Source organism: Streptomyces sp. SAI-135 (assembly GCF_029893805.1).
In the GTDB taxonomy this organism is placed as follows: Bacteria; Actinomycetota; Actinomycetes; order Streptomycetales; family Streptomycetaceae; genus Streptomyces.
Window position 1 is genome coordinate 5,661,168 of sequence record NZ_JARXYP010000002.1, and the last position, 26,234, is coordinate 5,687,401.

General features: G+C 71.1%; 28 protein-coding genes. 14 read left to right on the forward strand and 14 right to left on the reverse strand.

The annotated features are described in order from the left end of the window. Window positions 1–38: 38 nt before the first annotated feature. Entirely contained in the window at window positions 39–938 is a 900-nt protein-coding gene (locus tag M2163_RS30240; RefSeq protein ID WP_280895547.1) for a hypothetical protein, read from the reverse strand. Beyond that, entirely contained in the window at window positions 931–1,491 is a 561-nt protein-coding gene (locus M2163_RS30245) for a sigma-70 family RNA polymerase sigma factor (RefSeq protein WP_280849731.1), read from the reverse strand. The genes M2163_RS30240 and M2163_RS30245 overlap by 8 nt, the downstream gene beginning before the upstream one ends. Window positions 1,492–1,633: 142 nt before the next feature. On the opposite strand from M2163_RS30245, the gene trpS reads away from it, so the two are divergent. Both trpS and M2163_RS30255 read left to right on the forward strand, forming a co-directional pair. Continuing rightward, complete coding sequence (trpS, locus tag M2163_RS30250; protein ID WP_280895548.1) at window positions 1,634–2,647, forward strand: tryptophan--tRNA ligase; 1,014 nt, start codon at window positions 1,634–1,636, stop codon at window positions 2,645–2,647. Between the two features lie 186 nt (window positions 2,648–2,833). Beyond that, a complete protein-coding gene (locus M2163_RS30255) occupies window positions 2,834–3,418 on the forward strand; it encodes a 2'-5' RNA ligase family protein (RefSeq protein WP_280849730.1) in 585 nt (194 codons plus the stop codon). Between the two features lie 112 nt (window positions 3,419–3,530). Here the strand turns inward: M2163_RS30255 and M2163_RS30260 are convergent, their stop codons facing one another. Both M2163_RS30260 and M2163_RS30265 read right to left on the reverse strand, forming a co-directional pair. Beyond that, the gene (locus M2163_RS30260) at window positions 3,531–4,286 is read right to left on the reverse strand and encodes a decaprenylphospho-beta-D-erythro-pentofuranosid-2-ulose 2-reductase (RefSeq protein WP_280849728.1); all 756 of its coding nucleotides are present in this window, start codon (window positions 4,284–4,286) and stop codon (window positions 3,531–3,533) included. 99 nt (window positions 4,287–4,385) lie between these two features. Continuing rightward, a complete protein-coding gene (locus M2163_RS30265) occupies window positions 4,386–5,783 on the reverse strand; it encodes an FAD-binding oxidoreductase (RefSeq protein WP_280895549.1) in 1,398 nt (465 codons plus the stop codon). A gap of 213 nt (window positions 5,784–5,996) precedes the next feature. Between M2163_RS30265 and M2163_RS30270 the strand changes: the two genes are divergently transcribed. Further along, window positions 5,997–6,908, forward strand: a complete 912-nt coding sequence (locus M2163_RS30270; protein ID WP_280895550.1) for a YihY/virulence factor BrkB family protein — start codon at window positions 5,997–5,999, stop codon at window positions 6,906–6,908. Here the strand turns inward: M2163_RS30270 and M2163_RS30275 are convergent. Then, entirely contained in the window at window positions 6,853–8,148 is a 1,296-nt protein-coding gene (locus M2163_RS30275; protein WP_348541274.1) for a D-alanyl-D-alanine carboxypeptidase, read from the reverse strand. The two genes, M2163_RS30270 and M2163_RS30275, sit on opposite strands and share 56 nt — an antisense overlap. A gap of 91 nt (window positions 8,149–8,239) precedes the next feature. Here M2163_RS30275 and M2163_RS30280 point away from each other — a divergent pair, with 91 nt between their 5' ends. From M2163_RS30280 to M2163_RS30295, 4 genes are all read left to right on the forward strand, one after another. Next, a complete protein-coding gene (locus M2163_RS30280) occupies window positions 8,240–8,500 on the forward strand; it encodes a hypothetical protein (protein WP_007384221.1) in 261 nt (86 codons plus the stop codon). A 6-nt stretch (window positions 8,501–8,506) separates the two neighbouring features. Beyond that, complete coding sequence (locus tag M2163_RS30285) at window positions 8,507–9,922, forward strand: metallophosphoesterase (protein WP_280895552.1); 1,416 nt, start codon at window positions 8,507–8,509, stop codon at window positions 9,920–9,922. 184 nt (window positions 9,923–10,106) lie between these two features. Next, complete coding sequence (locus M2163_RS30290; RefSeq protein WP_280895553.1) at window positions 10,107–11,663, forward strand: ABC transporter substrate-binding protein; 1,557 nt, start codon at window positions 10,107–10,109, stop codon at window positions 11,661–11,663. 121 nt (window positions 11,664–11,784) lie between these two features. Further along, window positions 11,785–12,183 carry an ATP-binding protein gene (locus M2163_RS30295; protein WP_280849723.1) on the forward strand — a complete coding sequence of 133 codons (399 nt, stop codon included), beginning with the start codon at window positions 11,785–11,787 and terminating at the stop codon, window positions 12,181–12,183. A gap of 18 nt (window positions 12,184–12,201) precedes the next feature. On the opposite strand, the gene M2163_RS30300 is transcribed toward M2163_RS30295, so the two are convergent. Continuing rightward, on the reverse strand, window positions 12,202–13,656 hold the full coding sequence (locus M2163_RS30300; protein ID WP_280895554.1) for a HAMP domain-containing sensor histidine kinase: 1,455 nt from the start codon (window positions 13,654–13,656) through the stop codon (window positions 12,202–12,204). Next, window positions 13,653–14,354, reverse strand: a complete 702-nt coding sequence (locus tag M2163_RS30305; protein ID WP_280895555.1) for a response regulator transcription factor — start codon at window positions 14,352–14,354, stop codon at window positions 13,653–13,655. Before M2163_RS30305 ends, M2163_RS30300 begins: the two co-directional genes overlap by 4 nt. Window positions 14,355–14,520: 166 nt before the next feature. On the opposite strand from M2163_RS30305, the gene M2163_RS30310 reads away from it, so the two are divergent. Continuing rightward, on the forward strand, window positions 14,521–16,941 hold the full coding sequence (locus M2163_RS30310; protein WP_280897338.1) for an MMPL family transporter: 2,421 nt from the start codon (window positions 14,521–14,523) through the stop codon (window positions 16,939–16,941). A 5-nt stretch (window positions 16,942–16,946) separates the two neighbouring features. Here M2163_RS30310 and M2163_RS30315 read toward each other — a convergent pair whose 3' ends face one another. The 4 genes from M2163_RS30315 to M2163_RS30330 all read right to left on the reverse strand — a co-directional run bounded on the left by M2163_RS30315 (window position 16,947) and on the right by M2163_RS30330 (window position 19,148). After that, the gene (locus M2163_RS30315) at window positions 16,947–17,684 is read right to left on the reverse strand and encodes a TetR family transcriptional regulator (protein WP_280849720.1); all 738 of its coding nucleotides are present in this window, start codon (window positions 17,682–17,684) and stop codon (window positions 16,947–16,949) included. An 11-nt stretch (window positions 17,685–17,695) separates the two neighbouring features. After that, the gene (locus M2163_RS30320; RefSeq protein WP_280895556.1) at window positions 17,696–18,229 is read right to left on the reverse strand and encodes a DCC1-like thiol-disulfide oxidoreductase family protein; all 534 of its coding nucleotides are present in this window, start codon (window positions 18,227–18,229) and stop codon (window positions 17,696–17,698) included. Next, window positions 18,226–18,621 (reverse strand): hypothetical protein, encoded by a 396-nt coding sequence (locus M2163_RS30325; protein ID WP_053853181.1) that lies wholly within the window; start codon window positions 18,619–18,621, stop codon window positions 18,226–18,228. Before M2163_RS30325 ends, M2163_RS30320 begins: the two co-directional genes overlap by 4 nt. 116 nt (window positions 18,622–18,737) lie before the next feature. Then, the gene (locus tag M2163_RS30330) at window positions 18,738–19,148 is read right to left on the reverse strand and encodes a VOC family protein (RefSeq protein ID WP_280895557.1); all 411 of its coding nucleotides are present in this window, start codon (window positions 19,146–19,148) and stop codon (window positions 18,738–18,740) included. Between the two features lie 128 nt (window positions 19,149–19,276). Between M2163_RS30330 and M2163_RS30335 the strand changes: the two genes are divergently transcribed. From M2163_RS30335 to M2163_RS30350, 4 genes are all read left to right on the forward strand, one after another. Beyond that, window positions 19,277–19,732: a TM2 domain-containing protein gene (locus tag M2163_RS30335; RefSeq protein WP_280895558.1), complete on the forward strand. Its 456-nt coding sequence runs from the start codon at window positions 19,277–19,279 to the stop codon at window positions 19,730–19,732. A gap of 136 nt (window positions 19,733–19,868) precedes the next feature. Then, window positions 19,869–20,249 carry a DUF2752 domain-containing protein gene (locus M2163_RS30340; RefSeq protein WP_280895559.1) on the forward strand — a complete coding sequence of 127 codons (381 nt, stop codon included), beginning with the start codon at window positions 19,869–19,871 and terminating at the stop codon, window positions 20,247–20,249. A 50-nt stretch (window positions 20,250–20,299) separates the two neighbouring features. Further along, window positions 20,300–20,692 carry a hypothetical protein gene (locus M2163_RS30345; protein WP_280895560.1) on the forward strand — a complete coding sequence of 131 codons (393 nt, stop codon included), beginning with the start codon at window positions 20,300–20,302 and terminating at the stop codon, window positions 20,690–20,692. Between the two features lie 2 nt (window positions 20,693–20,694). Beyond that, window positions 20,695–23,157, forward strand: a complete 2,463-nt coding sequence (locus M2163_RS30350) for a DUF4132 domain-containing protein (protein WP_280895561.1) — start codon at window positions 20,695–20,697, stop codon at window positions 23,155–23,157. A gap of 21 nt (window positions 23,158–23,178) precedes the next feature. Here M2163_RS30350 and M2163_RS30355 read toward each other — a convergent pair whose 3' ends face one another. Next, complete coding sequence (locus M2163_RS30355; protein WP_280854327.1) at window positions 23,179–23,493, reverse strand: hypothetical protein; 315 nt, start codon at window positions 23,491–23,493, stop codon at window positions 23,179–23,181. Window positions 23,494–23,597: 104 nt separating this feature from the next. On the opposite strand from M2163_RS30355, the gene M2163_RS30360 reads away from it, so the two are divergent. Next, on the forward strand, window positions 23,598–24,239 hold the full coding sequence (locus tag M2163_RS30360; RefSeq protein WP_280849713.1) for a Uma2 family endonuclease: 642 nt from the start codon (window positions 23,598–23,600) through the stop codon (window positions 24,237–24,239). Between the two features lie 79 nt (window positions 24,240–24,318). Next, a complete protein-coding gene (locus M2163_RS30365) occupies window positions 24,319–25,251 on the forward strand; it encodes a hypothetical protein (RefSeq protein WP_280849712.1) in 933 nt (310 codons plus the stop codon). Between the two features lie 3 nt (window positions 25,252–25,254). Here the strand turns inward: M2163_RS30365 and M2163_RS30370 are convergent, their stop codons facing one another. Then, window positions 25,255–25,563, reverse strand: a complete 309-nt coding sequence (locus M2163_RS30370; protein ID WP_280849711.1) for a hypothetical protein — start codon at window positions 25,561–25,563, stop codon at window positions 25,255–25,257. Then, window positions 25,556–26,185 carry a hypothetical protein gene (locus M2163_RS30375; protein WP_280849710.1) on the reverse strand — a complete coding sequence of 210 codons (630 nt, stop codon included), beginning with the start codon at window positions 26,183–26,185 and terminating at the stop codon, window positions 25,556–25,558. Before M2163_RS30375 ends, M2163_RS30370 begins: the two co-directional genes overlap by 8 nt. Window positions 26,186–26,234: the final 49 nt, after the last annotated feature.

A 26,234-nucleotide genomic window follows, 5' to 3' on the forward strand; every position in this document is an offset into this window, starting at 1 on the left:
ACACCGCCCGGCCCGCCGGGGTTCCCACCCCGGGCGCACTATTTCGGGGAACTCCCGGCACCACCGTTCATGGGCCCGCCCAGGGACTCAGCGATCTTCAGCGCCCGCTCCTTCGACGCCACGCCCTCCAGCCGCAGCGTCACGCTCGCCCCGCCGTCGCGCCGGATCCACAGCAGGGTCGGCCCGGCGGTCCGCTCCGTGCGGGTGAAGCGGTCACCGTCGTCGTCCACCAGCCACAGACCGAGCACATGCGGACGCGGGAACCACAGGGCGTGGTCCTGCACCCCGTCGGCCACGGGCCCGCCCAGCGCGATCCACTCCGGCGGTTCGCGCAAGGTCTTGGTGAATGCGGGGTCGAGCCGCCCCAGGAACTCGTCCAGCCGGACCGTGTGCCCGCCCTCGCGCCAGCACAGGCTCACCACGAACCGCCCCCGCGGCTCGGCCGACACCGTCACCGTGCCCACAGGGCCGAGCGCCTCCGGCACCAGCGGTTCGAATCCCGCCCGCCGCTCGGCCTGCGCGAGCGACACCGAGCGCCCGCATCCGGGCACCTCGGCCCCCGGCGAGGGCACCGCCGACGGGTCGTACCGCACCTCGACCCCGCCGAAGTCGATCCAGTCCAGGACGGCCGCCCGCACCGGAGGCGTGAGCGCGAGGACCGCCAGCAGCCCGCACAGGGTCGCGGTCAGCGAACGCCACCGTGCCCGCGTCCACCGCCGCACCGCCCGCAACCGCTCACCGGGACCCGGCCCCTGGGCCACCGGAACCGGCAGCCGCTCGGCGAGTATCTGCTCCAGCACCCGCTCGACCATCGACTCGGACCCGGCCGAGCCCGGCGCGTCCAGCGAACGCCCGAGTGCCCGCAGCTCCTCGGGCAACCGGGAGCCACGCTCCCGCGGACCCTCGCCGGTGCCCTCATCGCCGTAGGGCTCACTCACGCTCATCACCCCCTTCCCGGGGCTCGAAGTCGGGCAGCAGCTTGCCGAGTTTGCGCAGCGCGCGGTTCAGCCGGGACTTCACCGTCCCCCGGGGCCAGCCCAGGGCCTGGGCCGTCTCGGACTCGTCCATCTCCAGCAGATAGCGGTAGGTGACGACCAGGCGGTGCTCCTCGCTCAGCCTTCCCAGCGCGGCCTCCAGCGCGGCACGGCGCTCTATCTCCACGGCCGCCGTCGCGGGGTCCGCCGATTCCGGTATCAGCGGCTCGGCCTCCACGAAAGCCGCCTCCCGGCCGGCGAGCGTGCGCTGGCGCGCCGCCGTCCGCACTGTGTTCCTCGTCTCATTGGCCACGATCGACATGAACCACGGCTTGAACGCCGAGCCCTCCTTGAAGCGGCCCAGCGAGCAGTACGCCTTGACGAAGGCCTGCTGCACCACGTCCTCCGCGTCCGCACCCGCCCCTAGCGCCGTGGCCGCTCGCAGCGCCAGGCCCGTATGGGCCCGCACCAGCTCCGCGTACGCCTCCGGGTCTCCGGCGCGTACGCGTGCGATCACCTCGGCCTCATCGACGATGCGGCCCCCCTCCCGCGTCCTCACACGATGGGTACACCGCCCGGACCGAATCGGTTCCCACCCGTGGCACATCTGTTTCCGACTGGTTCCGGATCGGTCCCCGGCACCTGAGAGAATGGTGGGCATGGCCTCTGATCGACCCCGCGTGCTCTCCGGAATCCAGCCCACCGCAGGCTCGTTCCACCTCGGCAACTACCTCGGCGCCGTCCGCCAGTGGGTGGCCCTGCAGGAGTCGCACGACGCGTTCTACATGGTCGTCGACCTGCACGCGATCACGGTTCCGCAGGACCCGAAGGAGCTCACGGCCAACACCCGTCTGGCCGCCGCCCAGCTCCTCGCCGCGGGACTCGACCCGGAGCGCTGCACCCTCTTCGTCCAGAGCCACGTCCCCGAGCACGCCCAGCTCGCCTGGGTCATGAACTGCCTCACCGGCTTCGGCGAGGCGTCCCGCATGACCCAGTTCAAGGACAAGTCCGCCCGCCAGGGCGCCGACAGCGCGAGCGTCGGCCTGTTCACGTACCCGATCCTCCAGGTCGCGGACATCCTGCTCTACCAGGCCAACGAGGTCCCGGTGGGCGAGGACCAGCGCCAGCACGTCGAGCTGACCCGCGACCTCGCCTCGCGCTTCAACGGCCGCTTCGGCGAGACCTTCACGATCCCGAAGCCGTACATCCTCAAGGAGACGGCGAAGATCTACGACCTCCAGGACCCGTCGATCAAGATGAGCAAGTCGGCGTCCACGCCGAAGGGCCTCATCAACCTCCTCGACGAGCCGAAGGCCACCGCCAAGAAGGTCAAGAGCGCCGTCACCGACACGGACACCGTCATCCGCTACGACGCCGAGAACAAGCCGGGCGTCAGCAACCTGCTCACCATCTACTCGACCCTGACCGGCACGAGCGTGCCGGAGCTGGAGCAGCAGTACGAGGGCAAGCTCTACGGCGCGCTCAAGACGGACCTCGCCGAGGTCGTCGTCGAGTTCGTCACACCGTTCCGGGAGCGGACCCAGCAGTACCTGGACGACCCGGAGACGCTGGACTCGATCCTGGCCAAGGGTGCGGAGAAGGCCCGCGCGGTCGCCGCGGAGACCCTCTCCCAGACGTACGAGAAGGTCGGCTTCCTGCCCGCCAAACACTGATCGCCGCCCCGGCCCGCCCGCCTCGGCGGCGGGCACCGGGCGTACCACCGCACACCAGCACCACCGGGCAGAGCGCTGCACATCACTATGCCTGCGCCTGCCCACAGCACAGCCGTGGCCGTACAGTCGATAGCCGGACGGCTGGGAACGAATCCGGCAGGACGACAGGGACGAACAGGAGACGACGTGGGGACCGTAACGATCGGTGTGTCGATCGCGGTCCCGGAGCCTCACGGCAGCCTGCTCCAGGAGCGGCGTGCGGGCTTCGGCGACGCCGCGGCTCACGGCATCCCCACCCATGTCACCCTGCTGCCGCCCACAGAGGTCGCGGACACCGCGCTGCCCGCCATCGAGGCGCACCTCACCGAGGTCGCCGCGGCGGGCCGGCCGTTCCCGATGAAGCTGGCCGGCACCGGCACCTTCCGGCCGCTGTCACCCGTCGTGTTCGTCCAGGTCGCCCAGGGCGCCGAGGCCTGCACCTGGCTCCAGAAGCAGGTCCGTGACGCCTCCGGGCCGGTCGCACGGGAACTCCAGTTCCCCTACCACCCGCACGTCACGGTGGCCCACGGCATCGAGGAGGCGGCCATGGACCGCGCCTTCGAGCAGCTCGCCGACTTCGAGGCCGAGTGGCCGTGCACCGGCTTCGCGCTCTACGAACAGGGTGCCGACGGGGTGTGGCGCAAGCTGCGCGAGTTCACCTTCGGAGGCTCGATCGTGCCGCCTCAGGCGGGTCATGTGGAGCGCGGCTCCCTGCCCACGAGCCAGCTGTAACTCCTGGTACAGCCGCCGTACCTCCCGTCACAACAGCCATACCTACCGCCCCAACGGCCATACCTGTCACCCACAACGGCCATACCTAAGGTGACAACAGCCACACCCGGAGTCACAGCGGCAGCCGACGGAACACCGCCCGCGGCACATGCCGAAGCGCCGACATCACCACCCGCAGTGCTCCCGGCACCCACACCGTCTCGGAGCGGCGCCGCAGGCCCAGCTCGATCGCCGTCGCGACGGCCTCCGGAGTGGTCGCGAGGGGCGCCTCCTCCAGGCCGGCCGTCATCCTCGACCGCACGAACCCCGGCCGGACGACCATCACGTGCACGCCCGTCCCGTGCAGGGCGTCGCCCAGCCCTTGAGTGAAGACGTCGAGCCCGGCCTTGCTGGAGCCGTAGATGAAGTCGGCGCGGCGGGCGCGCTCGCCGGCGACGGAGGAGAGCACGACGAGCGAGCCGTGCCCCTGGGCCTGCAACGCGCGCGCGGACACCAGGCCGGCCGAGACGGCGCCCGTGTAGTTGGTCTGTGCCACCCGCACCGCGGCCACCGGCTCGCGCTCGTCGTGGGCCTGATCGCCGAGGATCCCGAAGGCGAGCAGCACCATGTCGACGTCGCCCTCGGCGAAGACCTTGCCCAGCACCGCCTCGTGCGACTCGGGCTCCAGCGCGTCGAAGGCGACGGTGTGAACCTCGGCCCCCAGGGTGCGCAGTTCCGCTGCGGCCGCCTCCAGGCCGGGGGAGGGGCGCCCCGCCAGCCACACCGTGCGGGTGCGCCGGACGACGAGGCGGCGGACGGTGGCCAGTGCGATCTCGGACGTACCGCCGAGGACGAGCAGGGACTGGGGAATGCCGAAGGCGTCCTTCACGAGCAGCTCCTTGGGAGGGCGGAGGGCCGGGGTGGGGCAGGGGGCTCAAAGTCCTCAGAGGGCTCAGGGGGCTCAAAGTCCTCAGAGGGCTCAGGGGGCTCAGAGGGTGAGGCGGCGGGACAGGTCGGAGGTGAACACCCCGCGCGGATCCAGCTCCGCACGCAGCGCACGGAAGGCATCGAGGCGCGGGTACATCGCGGCGAGCAGCTCCGGCCGCAGCCGGGAGTCCTCGGCGAGGCAGACCCGCCCGCCGGCCGCGGCCACCTCCTCGTCCAGCGCGTCGAGGAGGGCGCCCAGGCCCGGCAGGGCGGCCGGGACATCCAGGGCCAGGGTCCAGCCGGGGGCCGGGAAGGAGAGCCAGCCGGGGTCGGCGTCGCCGAACCGCTGGAGGACGGCGAGAGCGGACGGGCAGCGCTGTCCGGAGAGCCGCCGCACGATCCGGCGCAGGGTCTCCTCCTGGCCGAGTCCGACGACGAACTGGTAGCGCACCAGGCCGCCGCGGCCGTAGATCCGGTTCCAGTGGGGCACGCCGTCCAGGGGATGGAAGAAGGCGTTGATCCTCTGCAGCCGGCCGGTACGCGCGCGTGACGCCCTCCGGTACCGGAGCTCGTTGAACAGCCCCACGGTCGTGCGGTTGACGAGCCCCTCGGGCAGCAAGGCGGGAAGGAAGGCAGGCAGCAAGGCGAGCGGTGCCGGGAGGCGCGGGGGCCGAAAGGCGAGCGGGTCCCTGCGCGCGCGTGGGCCGCCGGAGAGCAGCCCCGGCGCCTCCAGGGCCTCCAGCGGCGCGTGGTCGCCCCGGGTCAGCACCGCCCGTCCGGTGGCGGCCCCGCGGGCCAGCAGGTCGATCCAGGCGACCGAGTAGCGGTGACCGCGGTCCCCGGTCGTCAGACGGGCCATCAGGTCGTCCAGGTCCCGCGTGCGTTCTGTGGCGACCGACATCAGCGAGGTCTCGACCGGCTGGAGCTGGACCGTCGCGGTGAGGATCATCCCGGTCAGGCCCATGCCTCCGGTGGTCGCGTCGAACAGGGGCGTGCCCCGGCGCACGGTGCGGATCCCGCCGTCGGCGGTGAGGAGTTCGAAGGACAGCACATGGCGGGAGAAGGAGCCGGACACGGGGTGGTTCCTGCCGTGGACGTCCGCGCCGATCGCGCCGCCGACCGTGACGTAGCGGGTGCCGGGCGCCACCGGCACGAACCAGCCGAGCGGCAGCAGCACCTCCATGATCCGGTGCAGGGAGACGCCGGCGTCGCACAGCACGGTGCCGCCCTCGGCGTCGATCGCGTGCACACGGTTCAGCGCGGTCACGTCGAAGACCGCGCCGCCGGCGTTCTGCGCCGCGTCCCCACAGGCCCGCCCAAGGCCTCTCGGGATGCCGCCGCGGGCCCCGCTGCCCCGGACGGCGGCCACGGCCTCCTCGTAGCTCCGCAGGCGGATCGGACGGGCCGCGGTGGGAGCGGTGCGGCCCCATCCCGTGACGGGAACGGTGTCGGCAGACATGCCGGTGACCGTATCGCCGCTATTGCGGTAATTCGTTCGTAAACCTCGACGACTCCGCGAGACGGGTGATTAGTGGGATGTCACTCCATATGGCCGGTACTCGGTCCACGGCAGCTCGCCCACCGTCATCGCCCTGGCCCGACACATGCCGCCGTCAGGCGTTTTCGGGGGTACTCACACATCGGTCTTCCGCGCGGAGGGCAAGATCCGATCATGGACTGGCTGAAGAGACTCCCCGTCGTCGGGCCGCTCTGGGTGCGCCTGACGGCCACGCACGCGTGGCGGTCGTACGAACGGCTGGACCGGGTGAAGTGGACCCGGCTGGCCGCCGCGATGACGTTCACCAGCTTCGTCGCGCTGTTCCCGCTGCTCACGGTGGCCGCCGCCATCGCCGCCGTCACGCTCAGCACCCAGCAGCAGAACGACCTGCAGGACAAGATCGCCGACCAGGTGCCCGGCATCTCCGACCAGCTGAACATCGACGACCTGGTGCAGAACGCCGGCACCGTCGGCCTCATCGCCGCGGCCGCCCTGCTCTTCACGGGCATCGGCTGGGCCGGCTCGACGCGCGAGTGTCTGCGCGCGGTGTGGGAGCTGCCCGACGAGGACGAGAACGTGATCCTGCGCAAGGGCAAGGACCTGGGCATCCTGGTCGGGCTCGGCGGCGCCGTCCTGGTCACGCTCGCCATCTCCACCGTCGCCTCCGCGCTGGTCGACTGGATCGGCGGGCAGCTCGGCCTCCAGGAGGGCGGCGCGGGCCGGGCCCTGCTGCAGGCCGCCGCGTTCGTCATCGCCGTACTCGCCGACTTCCTGCTCCTGCTGTACGTCCTGACCCTGCTGCCCGGGGTCGAGCCGGGACGCCGCCGCCTGTTCGTCGCCGCGCTGACCGGCGCGGTCGGCTTCGAGCTGCTGAAGCTGCTGCTGAGCGGCTACATGCAGGGCGTGGCGACGAAGAGCATGTACGGCGCGTTCGGCGTCCCCGTCGCCCTGCTGCTGTGGATCAACTTCACGGCGAAACTGGTGCTGTTCTGCGCCGCGTGGACGGCGACGGGGAGCAAGGAGCGGGAGCTCACGGACGGGGCGAGCGACGACGTACCAGATCCGGCAGCGGCCACCGGCGGTTGACGAGGTACGCGGCGCCCGCGAGAAGCACGAGCAGGCCGCCGGCGATCGCGAAGGCGGTCTCCATGCCGCGGGAGCCGCCGTCGGCCGTGGCGGACGCCACGGGCTGGTCCGAGGCCCCGGGGCCCCCGGACTGGCCGGAGCCGCCGGAGCCGCCCCCCGCCTGTCCGGAGGTCCCCGGCTGCGCCGCGCCCTTCGGCGGCACCAGCTCGCCCACCGGCTCGACCTTGCCGGCCGCCTTGAAGCCCCAGTCGAAGAGCTTCGCGGTCTCCTTGTAGACCTCGTTGTGCCCTTCCTTGGACGGGTTCATGACGGTGACGAGCAGCACCCTGCCATTGCGCTCGGCGACCCCGGTGAAGGTGGCGCCCGCGTTGGTGGTGTTGCCGTTCTTCACACCTGCGATGCCCTGGTACTGCGAGATGTCGTAGTCGCCGCTCAGCAGCCGGTTGGTGTTCTGGATCTCGAAGGGCTTGCGGACGGTCTTGCCCTTCTTGTTCTTCTTCGTCTCGCCCGGGAACTTCGCGGTGACCGTCGAGCAGTACTCGCGGAAGTCCTTCTTCTGCAGCCCTGAGCGGGCGAACAGGGTCAGGTCGTAGGCGGAGGAGACCTGACCGGGAGCGTCGTAGCCGTCGGGGCTGACCACGTGCGTGTCGAGGGCCTGGAGCTCCTCGGCGTGCTCGTTCATCTCCGCGACGGTCTTGGCGACGCCCTTGTTCATCGCCGACAGGACGTGCACCGCGTCGTTGCCGGAGCGAAGGAAGACGCCGAGCCACAGATCGTGCACCGTGTACGTCTCGCCCTCCTTTATCCCGACCAGGCTGGAGCCGGCGCCCATGCCCGCGAGGTCGGTGGGGACGACCTTGTGCTTCTCGGTCTTGGCGAACTTCGGCAGCAGGGTGTCCGCGAAGAGCATCTTCATGGTGCTCGCCGGGGGCAGCCGCCAGTGCGCGTTGTGCGAGGCGAGCACATCACCGGACTCGGCGTCGGTGACGATCCAGGACCGCGCGGTGATGTCCTTGGGCAGCACCGGCACCCCGCTCGCGAGATTGACCTGGGTGCCCGCCTGGCCGAGCCGTGTGCCGCCCACGGTCGACATGCGCGCCGGGGGAGTGGCGCTCGGGGACGCGCTGGGCGTGGGACCGGGGGCCGCCAGGGCGACCGGCGCGGTCAGCGCGAGGGAGGACAGGGCGGCGGAGGTGACCAGCAGGGATCGCCCGGCGGTCTTCTTCAGGGGTGCGGACACGCTCAGGAACGTACATGCCGCGGACGGCGAACTCCCAGCGCCCTGCCCACCCCGGCCGCCGGACCGGACGGTGGCCCGCGATACTGGACCCATGAAGCTCAGCCGCCCCGTCTCCTGGTTCCTGCTCGCCTTCGGGGTGTGGAGCTGGATCATCTGGATCACTTTCGTCAAGAACCTCGTCAAGGACGCCAGCGGGCTCGCGTTCGACGACGCGGGCGACCCGACGGGGTACTTCTGGGTGCACCTGCTGCTGGCCGTCGTCTCCTTCGTATTGGGGACGGTCGTCGGGCTCATCGGGTTGCGTGGGGTGCGCGCACTGCGCCGGAACTCACAGCCGACCCCGGAGAGTTAGCAGACCGTGGTCATCCTCTTCGCACTGCTCGCCCTGACCGTCCTGGTGACGGCCAACTGGTACCTGTGGCGTCGCCTGTTCCGGGACACCACCGGCGGCCCCGGCCGGACCCGCCGCGTGGGCGCGGTGCTCATCGGGGGTGGCTGGATCCTGGCGATCGCCGCCCTGGTCGCCGAGCGCACCGGCGCCCCCTTCTGGCTCCAGCGCGTGCTCGCGTGGCCCGGCTTCCTGTGGCTGGCGCTGTCGATGTACCTGCTGCTGGCGGTCGTGGCGGGAGAGCTCGTACGACCCGTGCTGCGACGTCTCCTCGAACGCCGGGACCGGGGCGCCGAACCGGCTGTGACCGCCGTGGCGCATCCGGAGCGGGTGCCGGCGGGAGTGCCGGCCGAGAAGCCGGTAGGCGGCGGATCGGGGCCCGGGGAGCCGCGGAAGCCGCAGCAGGGCGCAACGGCGTCCGAGGAGCCGCGACAGGGCGGATGGGCGTCCGAGGAGCCGCGCGAGGGCGGATCGGCGTCCGAGCGGTGTCGGGAGCCGCAGCGGGGCAAGACGGCGTCCGGGGAGCCGCGGGAATCCGGCGTCTCCGCCCTCGTCGCCGCGCCCTCCCGCCGTCTCTTCGTCTCCCGGGTCGTCGCCGGAGCCGCCGCCGCGGCCGCCGTGGGAACCGTCGGATACGGCACCTACGGCGTCCTGCGCGGGCCCCGGGTCAAGCGGGTCACCGTGCCGCTGGCGAAGCTCCCGCGCGCGGCGCACGGCTACCGGATCGCGGTGGTCAGCGACATCCACCTGAGCCCGGTGCTGGGCCGTGGTTTCGCCCAGAAGGTCGTCGACACCATCAATTCCACCCGGCCCGACCTGATCGCGGTCGTCGGCGACCTGGTCGACGGCAGCGTGCAGAACCTCGGTCCGGCGGCCGCGCCCCTGGCCGGGCTGGAGGCACGGCACGGCTCGTTCTTCGTCACCGGCAACCACGAGTACTTCTCCGGTGCCGAGCAGTGGGTCGAGGAGGTACGGCGGCTCGGTCTGCGCCCGCTGGAGAACGACCGCACGGAACTGGCCTGGTTCGACCTCGCCGGCGTCAACGACATCGCCGGCGAGAGCGAGGGCCAGGGCCCCGACTTCGCCAAGGCCCTCGGCGACCGGGACCCGGCACGCGCGTGCGTGCTCCTCGCCCACCAGCCGGTCCAGATCCACGACGCGGTCGACCACGGCGTCGACCTCCAGCTCTCCGGCCACACCCACGGCGGGCAGCTCTGGCCGGGCAACCTCCTCGCCGAGGCGGCGAACCCGACGGTCGCCGGCCTGGAGCGCTACGGCGACACACAGCTGTACGTCAGCCGCGGCGCCGGCGCCTGGGGCCCGCCCACGCGCGTGGGAGCCCCGTCGGACATCACGGTGATCGAACTGGCGTCGAAGCGGGCCTGACCGCCCGACGCTCTCGCAAGCTGTGAGAGCGCTGTGAAACATGGCCGAAACTGCTCGCGGTAACGTCTTCCCCAACTCGACAAATCCCTCTTCCCCGAGGTGAAACACCTGTGATTAGGTGATCCGCGCCACTAGGGGGTGGCACGTGCATGGGGACCCCAAGGGGTCAGGGGAGGGCAAACCGATGCGTTCGGTTCGCATGCGGATTCTCGCGACGCTGCTCGTTCTGGGGGTCGTGGGAGTGGGCGGCTGGCAGTTGCTTCCGTCCGACGGGGGGTCGGGCAGGGCGATCAGGGTGGGGACGACCGACGAGGTCACCGCACTCGATCCGGCCGGTGCCTACGACGCCGGTTCGTGGGCGCTGTTCAACAATGTTTTCCAGTCACTGCTGGCCTTCGAGCCGGGCAGTGTCACACCCGTCCCGGACGCGGCCGAGAGCTGCGGCTTCGTGGGCAGTGATCTGCGCACGTACCGCTGTGTGCTGCGCGAGGGGCTGAAGTTCCCGAGCGGCCGCGAGATGACCGCCAAGGACGTCAAGTACTCCTTCGACCGGGTCAAGAAGATCAACTCCGATGTCGGGCCGGCCACGCTGCTGGACACCCTGGCGTCGGTCGGCGCCAGTGGCCGCACGGTCACCTTCCGGCTCTCCTCGCCCGACGCGACCTTCCCGTTCAAGGTGGCCACGGGCGCCGGCGCCATCGTCGACAGCACCAAGTACCCCGCCGCCGCCCTGCGCACCGACAACGGCGTCGACGGCACCGGCCCGTACGAGCTGACGTCGTACACCAAGGGGAAGAAGGCGGTCCTCGCGCCCAACGGCGACTACAAGGGCGAGATCAAGAGCACCGGCCGCCCGGTCGAACTCGACTACTACGGCGACTCGAACAAGCTGGCCGACGCCTGGAAGGCCAAGCAGCTCGACGTCGCCTACCGCCAGCTGCCGCCGGACGTCCTCGCCGGGCTCAACCCGAGCGACCCCGGCCAGCGGGTCTCGGAGGCCGACAGCTCCGAGGTCCGCAACCTCTACCTCAACACCCGCGCGGGCAAGCCGCTGCACGAGGTCAAGGTGCGTCAGGCCATGGCCTGGCTGATCAACCGCGAGCAGCTGGCGGCCTCGGTGTACGAGGGGACCGTCGACCCGCTCTACTCGCTGATCCCGGCCGGCATCACCGGCCACACCACGTCGTTCTTCGACGAGTACTCGGAGCCGAACGTCAAGAAGGCCCGCGCCCTGCTCGCGGAGGCCGGTGTGAGCACGCCGGTCAGCTTCACCTACGGCTACGGCCTGACCAGCGGTTCCGCCGCCGCGGAGGCCAAGGAGATCAAGAAGCAGCTGGAGGCGAGCGGCCTGTTCAAGGTGACGCTCAAGGGCTACGAGTGGACCGACTTCCAAAAGCGCTGGGCCACCGGGAAGCTGGACGCCTACGCGGTCGGCTGGGTGGCCGACTACCCCGACCCGGACACCTACGGCTCCCCACTGGTCGGCACCGACGGCACCATGAACACCGGCTACAGCAGCCACGAGGTCGACCGTCTGATTCAGGACAGCCAGCGCTTCGCCGACCGCGGCGAGGCCGAGCGGGACTTCCGCGACGTCCAGGCGTCGGTCGCCCGCGATGTCCCGGTCATCCCCCTGTGGCAGGCCAAGGAGTACGTCGTGACCAGCGAGGACGTCGGCGGCGGCCAATACCTCTCGGACGGCACCGGGGTCTTCAGGCTCTGGCGCCTCAACTGGCTCTGACCCGAAGCCATCACGCCGTGTCCCACGCGTTTTCGTGGAACGGACATTCGCCCGCGTGACGCGGGGCAGCCACTCGACACAGCACCATGTGACGGAGGTGTGCGCGGGGTGAGGAGCAATCGTGCTGAGACGCAACTCCTTCCGGTTGCCCCGGCATCCGGCTTCCGTCGGCCTCGCCCGGCGCCGGGTCCGGGACCATCTGGCCGACTGGGGGCACGGTCCGGATGATCCGGCGCTGGCCGACGCCGTCCTGCTGGTGTCGGAGCTGGCCACCAACGTCGTGCGCCACGGGCCGCTCCTGGAGCGGGAGTTCGAGGTCGCGGTGACAGCCCTCGCGGACGGCTCCTGTCTCATAGAGGTCTCCGACGAGGGCCGGCTTGAGCCCCGGCTGCGGGTGGTGGGCCAGTCCGACGAGACCGGCCGCGGGCTGCACCTGGTGGAGAACGTCGCCGCCGCGTGGGGCGTGTGGAGCCGCGGCCCGCACGGCAAGACCGTATGGGCCCTGGTGCCGGCCGGGTGAGCGGTCGCGGGCGTGGCGTCACTGCTTCGCGCACGCCCGTACCGGCAGGGTGACCGTCACCGCCAGCCCCTCGCCCGGCGCCGTGCGCACCGCCACCTCGCCACCGTGGGCGCGGACCACCCCCTGCACGATCGCCAGGCCGAGGCCGCTGCCGGCGCCGCCGCCGACCCGGAAGAACCGGTCGAAGACACGCGCCGCGTCCTCCTCACCGAGCCCCGGCCCCTTGTCCGCGACACACAGCCGTACGACCCCGTCCTCGCGCTCCAGCCCGAGCCGCACCGGCACCTCGGCGGGCGTGTGCGTACGCACGTTGCCCACCAGGTTGCCCAGGACCTGTCTGAGCCCCGACTCGTCGGCCCGCACCAGCAGGGCGCCCTCGGCGGCGACCTCGACGGGCCGCTCGGGCTGCTGCACGCGCAGGTCCTCGGCCGCGTCCCGCACCAGCCGGCTCAGGTCGACGTTCCTGAAGCGCAGTTCGGGCTGCTGGTCCAGGCGGGCGAGGGTGAGCAGCTCGTCGACGAGCCGTCCCATCCGGTCGGTCTCCGCCAGGACCCGGGTCCAGGCCCGCTTCCGCTCGTCCGGGTCCGAGAGCATGCCCTTGTCGTACAGCTGGAGGTAGCCGCGTATCGCGGACAGCGGGGTGCGCAGCTCGTGCGAGGCGTCGGCGACGAAGCTGCGCAGCTGGGCCGCGCTGCGCTCGCGCGTACGGTACGCCGACTCGACCTGGTGGAGCATGGAGTTCAGGGCGACCCGCAGCTGCTCGACCTCCAGGGTGGCCTCGCAGCTGGAGGGGATGCGGCGGGTCAGATCGCCCTCGGCGATGGCCGACGAGGTCTCCACCATGTCCTCCAGCGGCCGCATCCGGCGCCGGACGCTGAACATCGTCAGACAGGCCAGCAGGGCGAGCAGCAGGCTGCCGATCGCGAGGTCGAGCTTGACGGCCTTGGCGACGCCCTGGTGCAGGACGTCGGTGGGGGCGGCGAGCAGCGCGTACGAGCCGTCGCCGAGCCGGGCGGCGGTGGCGCGGTAGGCGGAGCCGTCCATGGTGACGTCGTGCGGCTCGGAGTCGGCGGCGAGCGCGCGCGGGTCGCCCGCGGCCTCGGCCAGGTCCCGCTGGGACTCGCTCGGTTCGAAGCCGAGGATCCCGATCGGTTCGCCCCGGGCGTCGACGGCCGTGAAGACGGTCTCCGCCGAGCGCTCCTCGTCCTGGTGCGCGGGCATGAGCCGGTCACGGACGAAGCTCAGCATGCTCAGCGAGTCGATCTCGCGCAGGGTGAGCTGCGAACCGCCCAGGGAGTCGCGGGTCTTGATGAGCTCGCTGTCGATCTGGTCGAGCAGGTAGTACCGCATGCCCATCACACTCACGGCGGTCGCCGCGACGATGCCGATCGCGAGCAGCGCCACATTGGCCAGGGTCAGCTTGCCGCGCAGCGAGCGGATGCCCGGTCGGCGACGCGGCGGGCGCAGCCTCATGCGAGCCCGTATCCGACGCCCCGCCTGGTGGTGATCACCGGCGGTCCCAGGGCGTCCAGCTTGCGCCGCAGATAGCTGATGTAGGTCTCGACGACGGTCGACTCGGGCGGGGTGTGCTCGTACTGCCAGACGTGGCGCAGGAGTTGTTCCTTGGGGACGATCCGGCCGCCGTTGCGCACCAGGAAGCGCAGCAGCGCGTACTCGGTGGGGGTGAGCTGGACCGTGCGGCCGTCGCGGTGCACCGAGTACGTCGTCTCGTCCAGCTCCAGGTCGCCGTAGCGCAGGGGCGGGCGCTGCGGCAGGACGTCGGCGGGGCGGGTGCGGCGCAGGACGGCGGTGATCCTGGCGACGACCTCGTCGATGTTGAACGGCTTGGTGATGTAGTCGTCGCCGAAGCCGAGGGCGCCGACGATCTCGGCGGGGGAGTCCCGCGCGGTGAGGAAGACCAGGGCCAGGTCGGGCCGCCGCTCGCGCAGCTCACGGCCGAGGGCGCGGCCGTCGCCGTCGGGCAGCATGACGTCGAGCAGGGCCGCGTCCGGGCGGGTGCGGTCGGTGAGCGCGAGCGCCTCGCGGACGGAGCCCGCGACCATCACCTCGAACCGGTGGTAGCGCAGGGCGATGGCGAGGACGTCGGCGATGCTCTCCTCGTCCTCCACCACCAGCACGGTCCCCGGACTTCTCGTCTCTCCCCCAGCCATGCCCCCAGTATCGGCCTGGCCACTGACAGTCGGGCCGGTTCGCCCTTTGGAGTTCCTTGAGAGTCATGGGGTTCGCGTGTCCACGCGCGCGTGCCGCCGCCAATCCTGTTGCGAGGACCTGGGGGACCGACCGAAGACCGATTGGGGAGTGTGGAGCGTGGCGGTATTGGCACGCTGGTGCTATCGGCACCGGCTGGTGGTCCTGTTGCTGTGGGTGGGGGCGTTGTTCGGGCTGGGCTTCTCGGCCTCGACGGCGGGCACGAACTACGCGAACGTGTTCTCCCTCCCCGACACGGACTCCAAGAGCGCGTACGACCTGATGGAGAAGGCCTTCCCGAACACCTCCGGGGACACCGACACGGTGGTCTGGAAGGTCGACGAGGGCTCGGTGCGGGACCAGGCGGTGCAGGACCGGATCCGGCCCGCGCTGGACGACATGGCGAAGATGCCGGGCGTCGGGGCGGTGACCAGTCCCTACGACGCCCGGGGAGCCGCGCAGATCAGCCGGGACGGCACGATCGCGTACGCCCAGGTGACCTTCGTCAAGCGGGCGAACGAGGTGCCCAAGGAACTCGTCCAGGACGTCGTCGACACCGCGCAGAAGGCCGAGCGGACCGGCCTCCAGGTGGACCTGGGCGGTCAGGCGATCCAGCGTGTGCAGGAGCCGCCGCAGGGCCTGTCGGAGGCGGTCGGCATCATCGCGGCGGCGGTCGTGCTGTTCCTGGCGTTCGGCTCGTTCTTCGCCATGACGCTGCCGATCGCGATCGCCGTCTTCGGCGTGGGCACGGGCCTGTTCGCCACCCAACTGCTCAGCCACACCACCGACGTCCCCGACATCGCCCCGCTGCTGGCCTCCCTGATCGGCCTCGGCGTCGGCATCGACTACGCGCTGTTCATCGTCACCCGGCACCGCAAGGGCATCCAGCGGGGCCTGGACCCCGAGGAGGCGGCGGTCACCGCCCTCAACACCTCGGGCCGGGCGGTACTGTTCGCGGGCGGTACGGTCTGCATCGCGCTCGCCGGCATGCTGGTGACGCGACTGCGCTTCCTGGACGGCGTCGTGATCGGCACCTCGCTGACTGTGGTGCTGAGCGTCCTGGCCGCAACAACCCTTCTGCCGGCCCTCCTGGGCCTCCTCGGCCCGCGGGTGCTCAGCCGCCGCCAGCGGCGCAGGCTGGCCGCTGAGGGACCCGAGCCCGAGGGCGCCTCGGGTCTCGCCGCCCGCTGGTCGACGGTCGTCGAGAAGCGCCCGCGCAGGACCGCCGCGCTCGCCCTGGTCTTCATGGCCGTGCTGGCCGTTCCGGTGCTGTCGCTGCGCCTCGGCGCCACCGACCAGGGCAACGACGACGCCTCGACGACCACCAGGCAGGCGTACGACCTGCTCGCCGAGGGCTTCGGACCGGGCTTCAACGGACCGCTCCAGGTGGTCACCGAGGGCGGTGAGACGAGTGCCCTGGTCAAGGGGCTCGAGGACACGCCCGGCGTCGCGCGGGTCGCCGCGCTGCCGCCCGCCCGGGGGGTCACCGTCATCCAGGTCGTGCCGACGACCTCACCGCAGTCCGTGGAGACGGACCGGCTCATCGACCGGCTGCGGGACGACGTAATCCCCTCGGCCGGGGTGAAGGCGCACGTCGGAGGGGTGACGGCCGTTTCGAAGGACTTCTCGGCCGTCACCGGCGACCGTCTGCCGCTGTTCATCGCGACGATCATCGGACTCGGCTTCCTGCTCCTGCTGGTCGCCTTCCGGTCGCTGGTGGTGCCGCTGACGGCCGCCCTGATGAACCTGATCGCCGCCGCGGCGTCCTTCGGCGTCCTGGTCGCGATCTTCCAGTGGGGCTGGGGACTGGAGCTGCTGGGTCTCGGCAAGGAGGGCCCGATCAACGCCTTCCTGCCGGTCATCATGCTGTCCCTGCTGTTCGGGCTCTCGATGGACTACCAGGTCTTCCTGGTGAGCCGCATGCACGAGGAGTGGGTGCACACACGCGACAACGCGCGCGCGGTGCGCGTCGGCCTCGCCGAGACCAGCCGGGTCATCAACTCCGCCGCCCTGATCATGGTCTGCGTGTTCATGGCGTTCGTCCTCAGCGGCGACTCGGGCGCCGCCATGGCGGGCGTCGGACTCGCCGCGGCGGTCGCCCTGGACGCGTTCATCCTGCGCACCGCCCTGGTGCCGGCCGCGATGCATCTGCTCGGCGACTCCAACTGGTGGCTGCCCAAGGGGCTGGAGAAGCGGCTGCCGCACCTGGCGGTGGAGCCGAAGGAGGAGGCAGTGGCAGCGGCACCTGCGGCCGAGACCCGCACGGACGGTGGCCCGGCGTCGGCCGTCCACGGCTTCGTCCGTACGCCGGAGGGGGAGCCCGTGGCGGGCGCCGCCGTCACGCTGCTGACGGGCGGGGGGCGTCAGCTGGACCGGGTGGAGTCACTGGCCGACGGCTCGTACATCGTCTCGGTCCCGGAGCCGGGGACGTACCTGCTGGCGGCCACGGCCCCCACGCACGGCTCGCGCGCGCGGCACGTCGTCGTGGGGGAGGGACCGCTGGTGTACGACGTCGAACTGGCCGAGGGCGAGGTCGACGCCGTCAACTGAGGTGACTAGGGCTTCCTGCCGGGGTCCGGGATCACCTTGGTCATTCCCGGCAGGAAGTCCGTGAACAGCTCGTGCACCTCCCGCACGAGCGGCCTGAGCACCCGGAAGCGGGCCAGCGACACGCCCCTCGCGGTGAGCCGGGCACCGCGCTCCGCGAGCCGGTAACTGCGCTCACGGCCCTCCGTGCGGTCGAAGATCCAGTACAGGACGAGTCCCATCTGGGACAGCCACATCAACTCGGGCAGGATGTCCCGCAGTTCCTCGGGCACCTTCGTCTTCGTCGCCCCCCGCAGCACCTCCCGGTGGACGGCGATCGCCTCCACGCGCGCGTGCTCCGACTCGGGCGAGAAGGGACTGAGCGGGCTGTCGGGGTCGGCGGCGTTCTTGAAGAACTGCACCGCGAACTCGTGGTAGGGCTGCGCGATGTCCAGCCAGACCTTCAGCACGCCCGCGAGCCGTGCCTCCAGGTCGCTCTCGCGGGCCAGCACCTCCCGGACCGCCACCTGGTGCTCGGCGGCGATCCGGTCGTAGAAGCCCTGGATCAGGTGTTCCTTGCCGGCGAAGTAGTAGTACGCGTTGCCCACGGAGACGCCGGCCTCCTGGGCGATGGCCCGCATGGTGGTCTTGTCGTACCCCCGCTCCTGGAACAGCCGCATGGCCGTCTCCAGGATCAGCGCGCGAGTCTGTTCGGACTTGGTGGACGGCGCGGAGCCCTCTTCGGGGCCTTCGTTCTTGGCGGGCACAACAAGAGAGCCTAGCCAGTGGCGCAGGTGCCGTCGTCGCACCCCGGTGGAGTGCGGGTCCAGCCCAGATGAGGGTCGTACGACCACCCGTCCGTCCGCCGGTACACCTGCCCGCCCCACCCCGCGCCCCCGGGACGCGTCCCGCCGCCCCACTGCGCCCCGCGCCACTTCGCCGCGGCGAGCACGGCCCCCCTGGCGAACCGCGCGCCCGACGGTGTGCTGAGACGATGCGCGAGTCCCCTGTGCTCGCGCAGCGCCCACAGCGTGACGATCCAGGCGGCCGCGGAGCGGTAGACCTGTCCGGAGTCGCCGACCACGGTGATCTCGTCGAGAGTGGCCCGGTGGTCCAGCCCGGGGAACCGCCGCCGGGCCTCCTCCGAGGCCGCAGGCACCAGTTCCAGCGGCACCAGCTGCGGCTGCCGTACGAGCCAGTCGCGCAGGAAGGTGCAGAGCGAGCACTCGGCGTCGTAGAGGACGGTGAGCCGGCGGACCGGGGTCCGGTCCGCCCGGTCCGCCCGGTCCGCCGCGGTGGCGTTCGCCGTCATGCCCGGACCCAGTCCTGCGGTGCGACCGGCGGCACCTGTTCCCGCTCCATGGCCCCCCGCCTGCGGATCCGGTTGAGGACGTACACGTTGGCCAGGTGCATCACGCCGAGCACCAGCAGCACCACGCCCAGCTTGGTGGACAGGGCCTCGAAGATGCCGCGGGTGTCCTCGATCGTGCCGTCGCCGCTGAGGTACAGCGCGACGAACCCGAGGTTCACGAGGTAGAAGCCGACCACCAGGAGGTGGTTGACGGCCTCGGCGAGCTTCTCGTTGCCGCGCAGCACGTCGGCGAGGAAGATCCGTCCGTTCCTGCTGAGCGTGCGGGCGACCCAGACGGTCAGGGCGATGCTGACGACCAGGTAGATGACGTAGGCGACGACCGTGCGGTCCATGCGCCTCCCCCTTCTTGAACGCGTTCAAAACGCTGACGGGAGAGACTCTAGCCCTACTTTTGAACGTGTTCAACTGGGGGGTGGGGAGGTCTGCGTCACGCGCGTGCGTGCCGGCCTCAGGCGCGCCGGGCCAGCTCCGGACGCTTGGTGTAGTCCGTGAACCCGAGGACGTTCCCCCAGGGGTCGGCGACCTCCGCGGTCCAGCCGGTGGCCACGGAGAAGGGCTCGTCGAGCAGTTCGACGCCGGCCGCGCGCAGCCTTCGGGCAGCGGTCCTGGCGTCCGGCACCTCCAGCCACACGCGCGTGGCCGGCCACGGGGGCGGCCGGTGCCCCAGCCCCTCCTCCTGCCGGAGCAGGATCCCGGGCGTCTCGCCGCCGACCTTCAGCAGGGCGATGCCGGCCTCGTCGAGCCGGAAGCCGACCGTGAAGCCCGCGCGCTCGTAGAAGGAGACGGCCTCGGCGAGGTTCCCCACGGGCAGCAGCACGTTGTCGAAACCGAGCAGTTCGTACGACTCGTCATCTGACATGTCGTCAGATTAAGCCGGGGGTGCCGGAACGGGCTTCTGCGACGCGGTGTCCGTCGGGCATGATGACCGGGCTCATTGTCGTCTTTTCACGCGGGTCCCCCCGCTTCGGTCCCCAGGAGCAGTCCCCCTTGAGCGAACAGCAGGGTCACGAACAGCAGGACCCCGAGCAGGGCCCGCCGCCTGGACATCAGCAGCCGGGGCCTCAGCCGGGTTACCCGCCGCCGGGCTACCCGCCCCCCGGCCACCAGCAGCAGGGCTATCAGCAGCAGGGCTACCCGCCTCCCGGGTTCCCGCCGCCGGGCTACTACCCGCCCCCCGGGACGTACACCGGCGACCCCAACGCCCCCTACGGCTACGACCCGTACGGACGGCCTTACTCCGACAAGTCGAAGATCATCGCGGGCATCCTCCAGCTCACCCTCGGCGGCTTCGGCGTCGGACGCTTCTACCTGGGCAACGTGGGGATGGGGCTCGCCCAGCTCTTCACCTGCGGCGGCCTCGGCGTCTGGTCGCTGATCGACGGGATCCTCCTGCTCACCGGGAACGACCACACCGATGAACACGGCCGGATCCTCCGCAGCTAGGGCGCGGGGGGCTGGACCCCGGCCCGGAAGGCCGGAGCCGGAGCTGCCGCCCGGGACGCCGGGGGCCGAGCCCCCACCGCCCCCGCGGCGCTTCCCTCTCCGCCGATCCCTTCTGCGCCGACCCCTTCCGCGCCGATTGCCGCTCCGCCACCCCGCGACGGCTCCCGCGGCGGTCCTCGCCGCGGGAGCCGCCGGTGCCGCCTACCTCTACCGCACCGACCCGCACGAGCCGGGACACCTCCTGCCGCAGTGCCCGTTCCGCATGCTCACCGGCCTGCTCTGCCCGGCCTGCGGCGGCACCCGCATGGTGTACGACCTGATGCACGGCCACCTCACCGAGGCCTGGCTGGACAACCGGGTCCTGTTGCTCGCCTTGCCGTACGCCCTCGTCCTGCTGGGCCGCTGGGCGTGGGCGGGTCTGCGCGGCCGGCGCCGGCGCCCCACGCTGAGCCCCCGGGCGCAGGTGGCCGTCCTCGCGCTCGCCGTGGCCTGGACCGTGGCCCGCAACATCGCCTAGCCCCGTCGGTCCGGGACCCGTTGTCAGTGCCGGCTCGTACTGTCTTGGGCATGGGAATCGTGATGTTCGTCGACGAGACGACAAGCGGGAGCCGCAGCGACGGCTGGGGTCTGGAGATCGCCGAGGAGCGGCTCGCCGTGCGCGAGTTGATCCGCCGCCGGGTCTTCCAGGAGGTCGCCGAGTACAACGCGCGCACTCCCGCCGTCTTCCAGGGCCTGGTCCAGCCCGAGGACGCCGAACGCGTGGTGAACGGCTACGCGTTGCGCACGCCCCGCCGTATGGATCCCGAGACCCAGACCGAGCTGGCGCTCCGCGCCTTCACGGGCAACGGCTTCCTGGTGCTGGTCGGCGACCGCCAGGTCACCGAGCTCGACGAGGAGATCGACCTCGTTCTCGGCACCGAGGTGACGTTCCTGAAGCTCGTCCCGCTGGTGGGTGGCTGACCATGGGCCAGATCCAGAAGTACAAGGACCTGATCGGCCGCCGCGTCGCCGACGACGAGCTGGAGGAGCTCGCCGCCGACCTGCTCAAGGCCGCGTCCGTCAACAACGGCAACTGGACCGGTCTGTGGGAGGGCGTCCTGGCCCGGCTGCACGAACTGCCGCCCGAGGCACGGTCGAGGATCGCCGACGGGCTCGTGGCGCAGTACCACTCGCAGCAGGCGGGCCCGACCGCCCGGCAGAACGCGCTGGTCCTGCTGGGCATCGTCTCCCGCGACCTGCCGCCCCACGACCGTCTGACGGCGGAGCGCCTGGCCCTGCTCGACACGATCTCCCGGCAGCACTCCTTCTGGTACGGCGCCCGCTACGAGAACCTCATCGAGGCCGAGCTGGCCGCGGGCCGCCCGGTCGCGCCCGCCGTCGTCGCCACCGTCCGCCGGGCCGTCCTGCACGCCTACCACAACGAGGACCTGCCGAGGACGGCCAAGAAGCTGACCGAGCCGCCCCTCAACGTCGGCGAGGAGTGGGCCGAGGAAGCCCTGCGCGAGACCGACGCCGACTGGCGGCGGCTCCTGGCCCACATGACGACCGCCACCGCGGCCAAGCCCTCGGCCAAGTGGGACAAGCAGGCCCTGGAGCTGGCCGGCGCCCTCGGCCCCGACCGGGTCCGCGAGGCGGTGATCCGCTGGCTCGCCCTCGTCGGCCGCCCCCGCACCTTCGAGCTGGAACGCGGCCGCTACGAACCGGACGTCAACAGCGCCTACGACCCCTACAACGCGAACGCCCTGCGCGGCCTCGCCTGGCTGCTCTCCCTCCTCCCGCCGCACCCCGACACCGCCCGCGCCCTCGGCGCCCTGGTCGAGACATCCCTCAAGAAGGTCGCAGGACTCGGCCCCCGCAACCCGAAGGTCGCCAACGCCGGGGTCAACGCCCTCGCCCGCATCGACAGCGAGGCGGCCCTCGCCGAACTGGCCCGGCTGGCCACCAGAGTGACGTACAAGAACACCGCCAAACTGCTCGACGCGGCCCTGGAGGCCCGTGCCGTCGCCCTCGGCCTCAGCCGCGAGGAGATCGAGGAGCTGGCCGTACCGGCGTACGGTCTGACCGAGGTCGGCCGCGCGGAGCACCGGCTCGGGGAGGCCACCGCCGTCCTCGCGATCCTCGGCACCAAAGCCGTGCTGACCTGGCACAACGCGAGCGGCAGGCCGGTGAGGACCGTGCCCGCGGCCGTACGACGGGACCACGCGGAGGAGTTGAAGGAGCTCAAGGCGGCCGCCAAGGACATCGACAAGATGCTCTCGGCCCAGAGCGAGCGCCTGGACCGCCAGTTCCTCGCCGACCGCACCTGGTCCTACGCCACCTGGCGCGAGCGCTACCTGGACCACCCGCTGGTCGGCACCCTGGCCCGCCGCCTCCTGTGGACGGTGGACGGCACCACGGCCTGCTACGCCGACGGCGCCCTGCGCACGCTCACGGACACCCCGGTCAGCGGGGGCACGGAGGTCCGCCTCTGGCACCCGGTGGACCACGACCCCGCCGAGATCGTCGCCTGGCGCGACTGGCTGGAGCGCCACGGAGTCACCCAGCCGTTCAAGCAGGCCCACCGCGAGGTCTACCTGCTCACCGACGCCGAGCGCGCCACCGGCACCTACTCCAACCGCTTCGCGGCGCACATCCTGCGCCAGCACCAGTTCCACTCCCTGGCCGCGGCGCGGGGCTGGACCAACAGACTGCGGCTGGCCGTGGACGACGAGCTTCCCCCGCCCACCCGCGACCTTCCGCGCTGGGGCCTGCGTGCCGAGTTCTGGATCGAGGGCGAGGGCGGCGAGGACTTCTCGGACATCACCGACTCCGGCACCTTCCTGCGCCTGCGCACCGACCAGGTCCGCTTCTACCCGATCGACGCCCCGGAGAACTCGGCCCACTGCGCGGGCGGCGCGTACCACATGTGGCTGCGCGACGGAGCGGACCCGGTGGACCCCCTGCCGCTGTCCGACATCCCGCCCCTGGTCCTCTCCGAAGTCCTGCGCGACGTGGACCTGTTCGTCGGCGTGGCCAGCATCGGCAACGACCCCACCTGGCAGGACGGCGGCCCCGGCGGCCGTTTCCAGGAGTACTGGACGTCGTACGGCTTCGGAGAGCTCAACCAGAGCGCCGAGACCCGCCGACTCCTCCTGGACCGCCTGATCCCGAGGCTCGCGATAGCCGACCGGTGCACCCTGGAGGGCCGCTTCCTCCACGTCAAGGGCGACCGCCACACGTACAAGATCCACCTCGGCTCGGGCAACATCCTGCGCACCCCGAACGACCAGTACCTCTGCATCGTCCCGAAGTCCAACCCGTCCACCCCGCAGACCGGTTACCTCCCCTACGAGGGCGACCGCATGCTCGCGGTCGTCCTCAGCAAGGCGATGATGCTGGCCGACGACACCAAGATCACGGACCCGACGATCCTGAGCCAGCTGTGACCGGCCGGGCCCGGGGAACCGTCAGAGGCCGCCGTATCCGTCCCTGACGACCTCCGGGGCCAGCGTCCCGCGCGCGTCCGCCAGCTCACCGGTGACCGGCTCGGAGGGACCGGCGTCCGCCGTCACCGAGGCGGGCGCCGGCGGCCCTTCCAGCAGGAGCCGACGCCGTAGCCCGAAATGGGTCACACTCGCGTTCCCGTCGGTCAGCGCGTACCGGCCCCCGGGCGGCCGTACCAACGTGGGCGCGTCGGCTCCCGGCGCCTCGGCGATGGCCCAGTGCGCCCAGTCCGGCGCGCCGGGGCCCTCCGACCTGAGTGTCCTGATCAGGGGATCCACGGTGGCCGGATCTCCGCCTTCGATCACTCGTTGCGGTGAGGCGGCCGTCGTTTCCGCTGGATACGCTGAAGCGACTCGCGAGACTCCGTCGTATGGGAGCAGTGATGAGCGCCGCATCCGGCAACGGCATGGACGACGAGACGCCGTACCACTGGCCGATCCCCCCTGCCGAAGGTTGGACCGCGGACGACCTCGACCGGATTCCGGGCCTGCCCCCGCACACGGAGTTGCTCGACGGGAGTCTCGTCTTCATGAGTCCGCAGACCCGATTCCACACCCGGACGATGCGTCTGCTGGACAACGCTCTGCTCCGGCAAGCGCCCGATCACCTGGACGTGGACCGTGAGATGACGGTCAGACTGGATGCGAAGAACCGTCCTGAGCCGGACCTCGTCGTCTTCCCGGTGGACGCGGTGACCGGGCCGAACCAGACCTGGTACGAGCCCGACGACCTCGTCCTCGCCGTGGAGGTGGTCTCTCCGGATTCCCGCGAGCGGGACCGCGAGGTCAAACCTCGTAAGTACGCGGCAGCCGGCGTACCGCACTTCTGGCGAGTGGAACAGGACGAGAACAAGGGCCTCCCCGTCGTCTACGTCTACGAACTCGACCCGGCCACGCAGTCCTACGGCCTCACCGGCATCTTCCACGAGCGGCTCAAGGTCTCCGTCCCCTTCGACATCGACATCGATCTGACGGCGGTCGACAAGCGTCCTGGACGTGTGGCGGGAGAACCACACGAGCGCTGAGCCGAAGGACCGTGCAGAGTGCCCCTCCCGCTGCTCCGCCCGACCCTGCGCCCCATACTGAACAGCGCTCAAGGGGCGTATGGGGAGGGCGAGCTACGTGCGACGGGTGCTGTCGGTGCACTTTGCGCCGTGCGCGCTGTTCGTCGCGGGGGTGCTCGCGCTGGTGCGGGCGGGAAGCTTCTCGGGTCGCAGCGACTGGCGTGCCGTGCCGCCGGCGGGACCGGTCGCCGCGCTCGGACTGGCGGCGACGGTCACCGTCTGCGCCGCACTGCTCGGTCTGCTGCTCCAGCCGTTCCAGGTCCGCGCCGTGCGTGTCCTGGAAGGCTACTGGGACCGCTGGACGGCCACAGCGGGCCTCGCCGAGATTCTCGTCCAGGTGCAGCGCAGGCGCTGGGAGGCGTTGAGACGACGGGCGGACAGGACTGCGGAGAAGGACGCTGAGTTCCGGATGCGAGCCGACGCACGTCGTCGGCTCGCCGCTCAGCCGCCCGCTGATGTCCTCCTGCCCACAGCGCTGGGCAATGCCCTCCGGCGGGGCGAGCTGAGTGCGGGGGAGCGCTACGGTCTGGCGACGCTGGCCTCATGGCCCCGGATCTATTTCCAGGTCTCGGACCGCATGGCCGACGTCCTGCGCTCGACCCGGGATTCGCTCGACCGGTCGGTGAATCTGTGCTGGTCGTTCCTGGCCCTCACTGCTACGGGCGCCGTGGCTCTGTACGACGAGTCCGCCGACTGGTGGTGGTGTGCGGCAGGTCTGACGCTCGCCTTCGTCGCCTACAAGGGAGCGGTGACGGCGGCCCAGGCGTACTCGGGCCTGATGCACGTCGTGTACGACCTGCATCGGTTCGATCTGTTGGAGGCGCTGCACTATCCATTGCCGACACGAGAGGGCGAGGAGGACGCGTTCGGCGACGTCTCCGATCTCCTCATTCACGGAGAGCGCTCCGACCTGCCGTATGCCCACCCCGACAACGGGCCGGAATCCCGGCGCGGTGCCGGTGAGGCACCGTGAGGATCACACAAGGCCGAGAATGCGCATCAATTCCTCCGCCCTGGCCCTGGCATCGACTCCCGCGATCCGTATGAGGGCCGGGCCGGGCAGGATCCGGACCGGGCAGGGACCGTCGTTGTAGTCGCCGTGCTGGAAGCGGGACCGGTCCTGGACGAGGTAGGCGTTGATGGTCTCCGGGTTCCGTTCGTCCAGCGTCTTCTGCCAGTGGCGGGGCTCGTTGGTGCCGTAGCGCGCCCGCTGCAGAGGACGCTTCCGGCACAGCGGGCACTGGATCAGCTCGGTGGGAACACCGGGAAGGACGACGTCATACATCCTGACTCTCCAATTCCGCGTGGGACCGGTCGGGGTCGATCTCCCTGCGCCTGAACAGGCGCGGTATCTCTCTGGGCCGCAACAGCCGGGAGAACCAGTTGCGATGGTCATGGACCGTCCAGACCGCCTCGCCGACGGCTGCTGCGCTGACGAGACAGACGGCGAGCCAACGCCACACGGAGAGCACTCCCGTGCCGGTGGGGACGAGCACGGCGGCGACACCGCAGGCAAGGAGCAAAGTGCCAGTGTTGTAAGCGATTCCGGCGCGCGCCAGCTTCTCCTCGCCCTTCCGGCAGTCCTGCCTCTGGAGCTCCAGATCGGCCGGATGGGGTTCATGTCGTCCCGTCCAGTTCTGGATCTCCTCGTAGGAGTAGATCCACTGTCGGGCGTGATAGCCGAGTTGGATGCTCAGCATGAGCGCGATCACCGCTGCCACGAGCAACAGAAGCGTGGGTCCCGCCAGCCTGATCCTCTCGGCGTCGGCGCAGACCACACCGATGAGGGAAAGCGCGCCGGCGGACAGCAGAGGCGCCGCGATGAACAGGGCTGTCTCGGTTGCCCGTATGAGCCCCAGCGGCTTGGGCCACAACACGTGTTCGTCGCGCTCGTCGCTTTTCGCCACTTGAGTGCTCACTCGCCCCCCAGGGAACAACCATGACAGATCGGTCGAA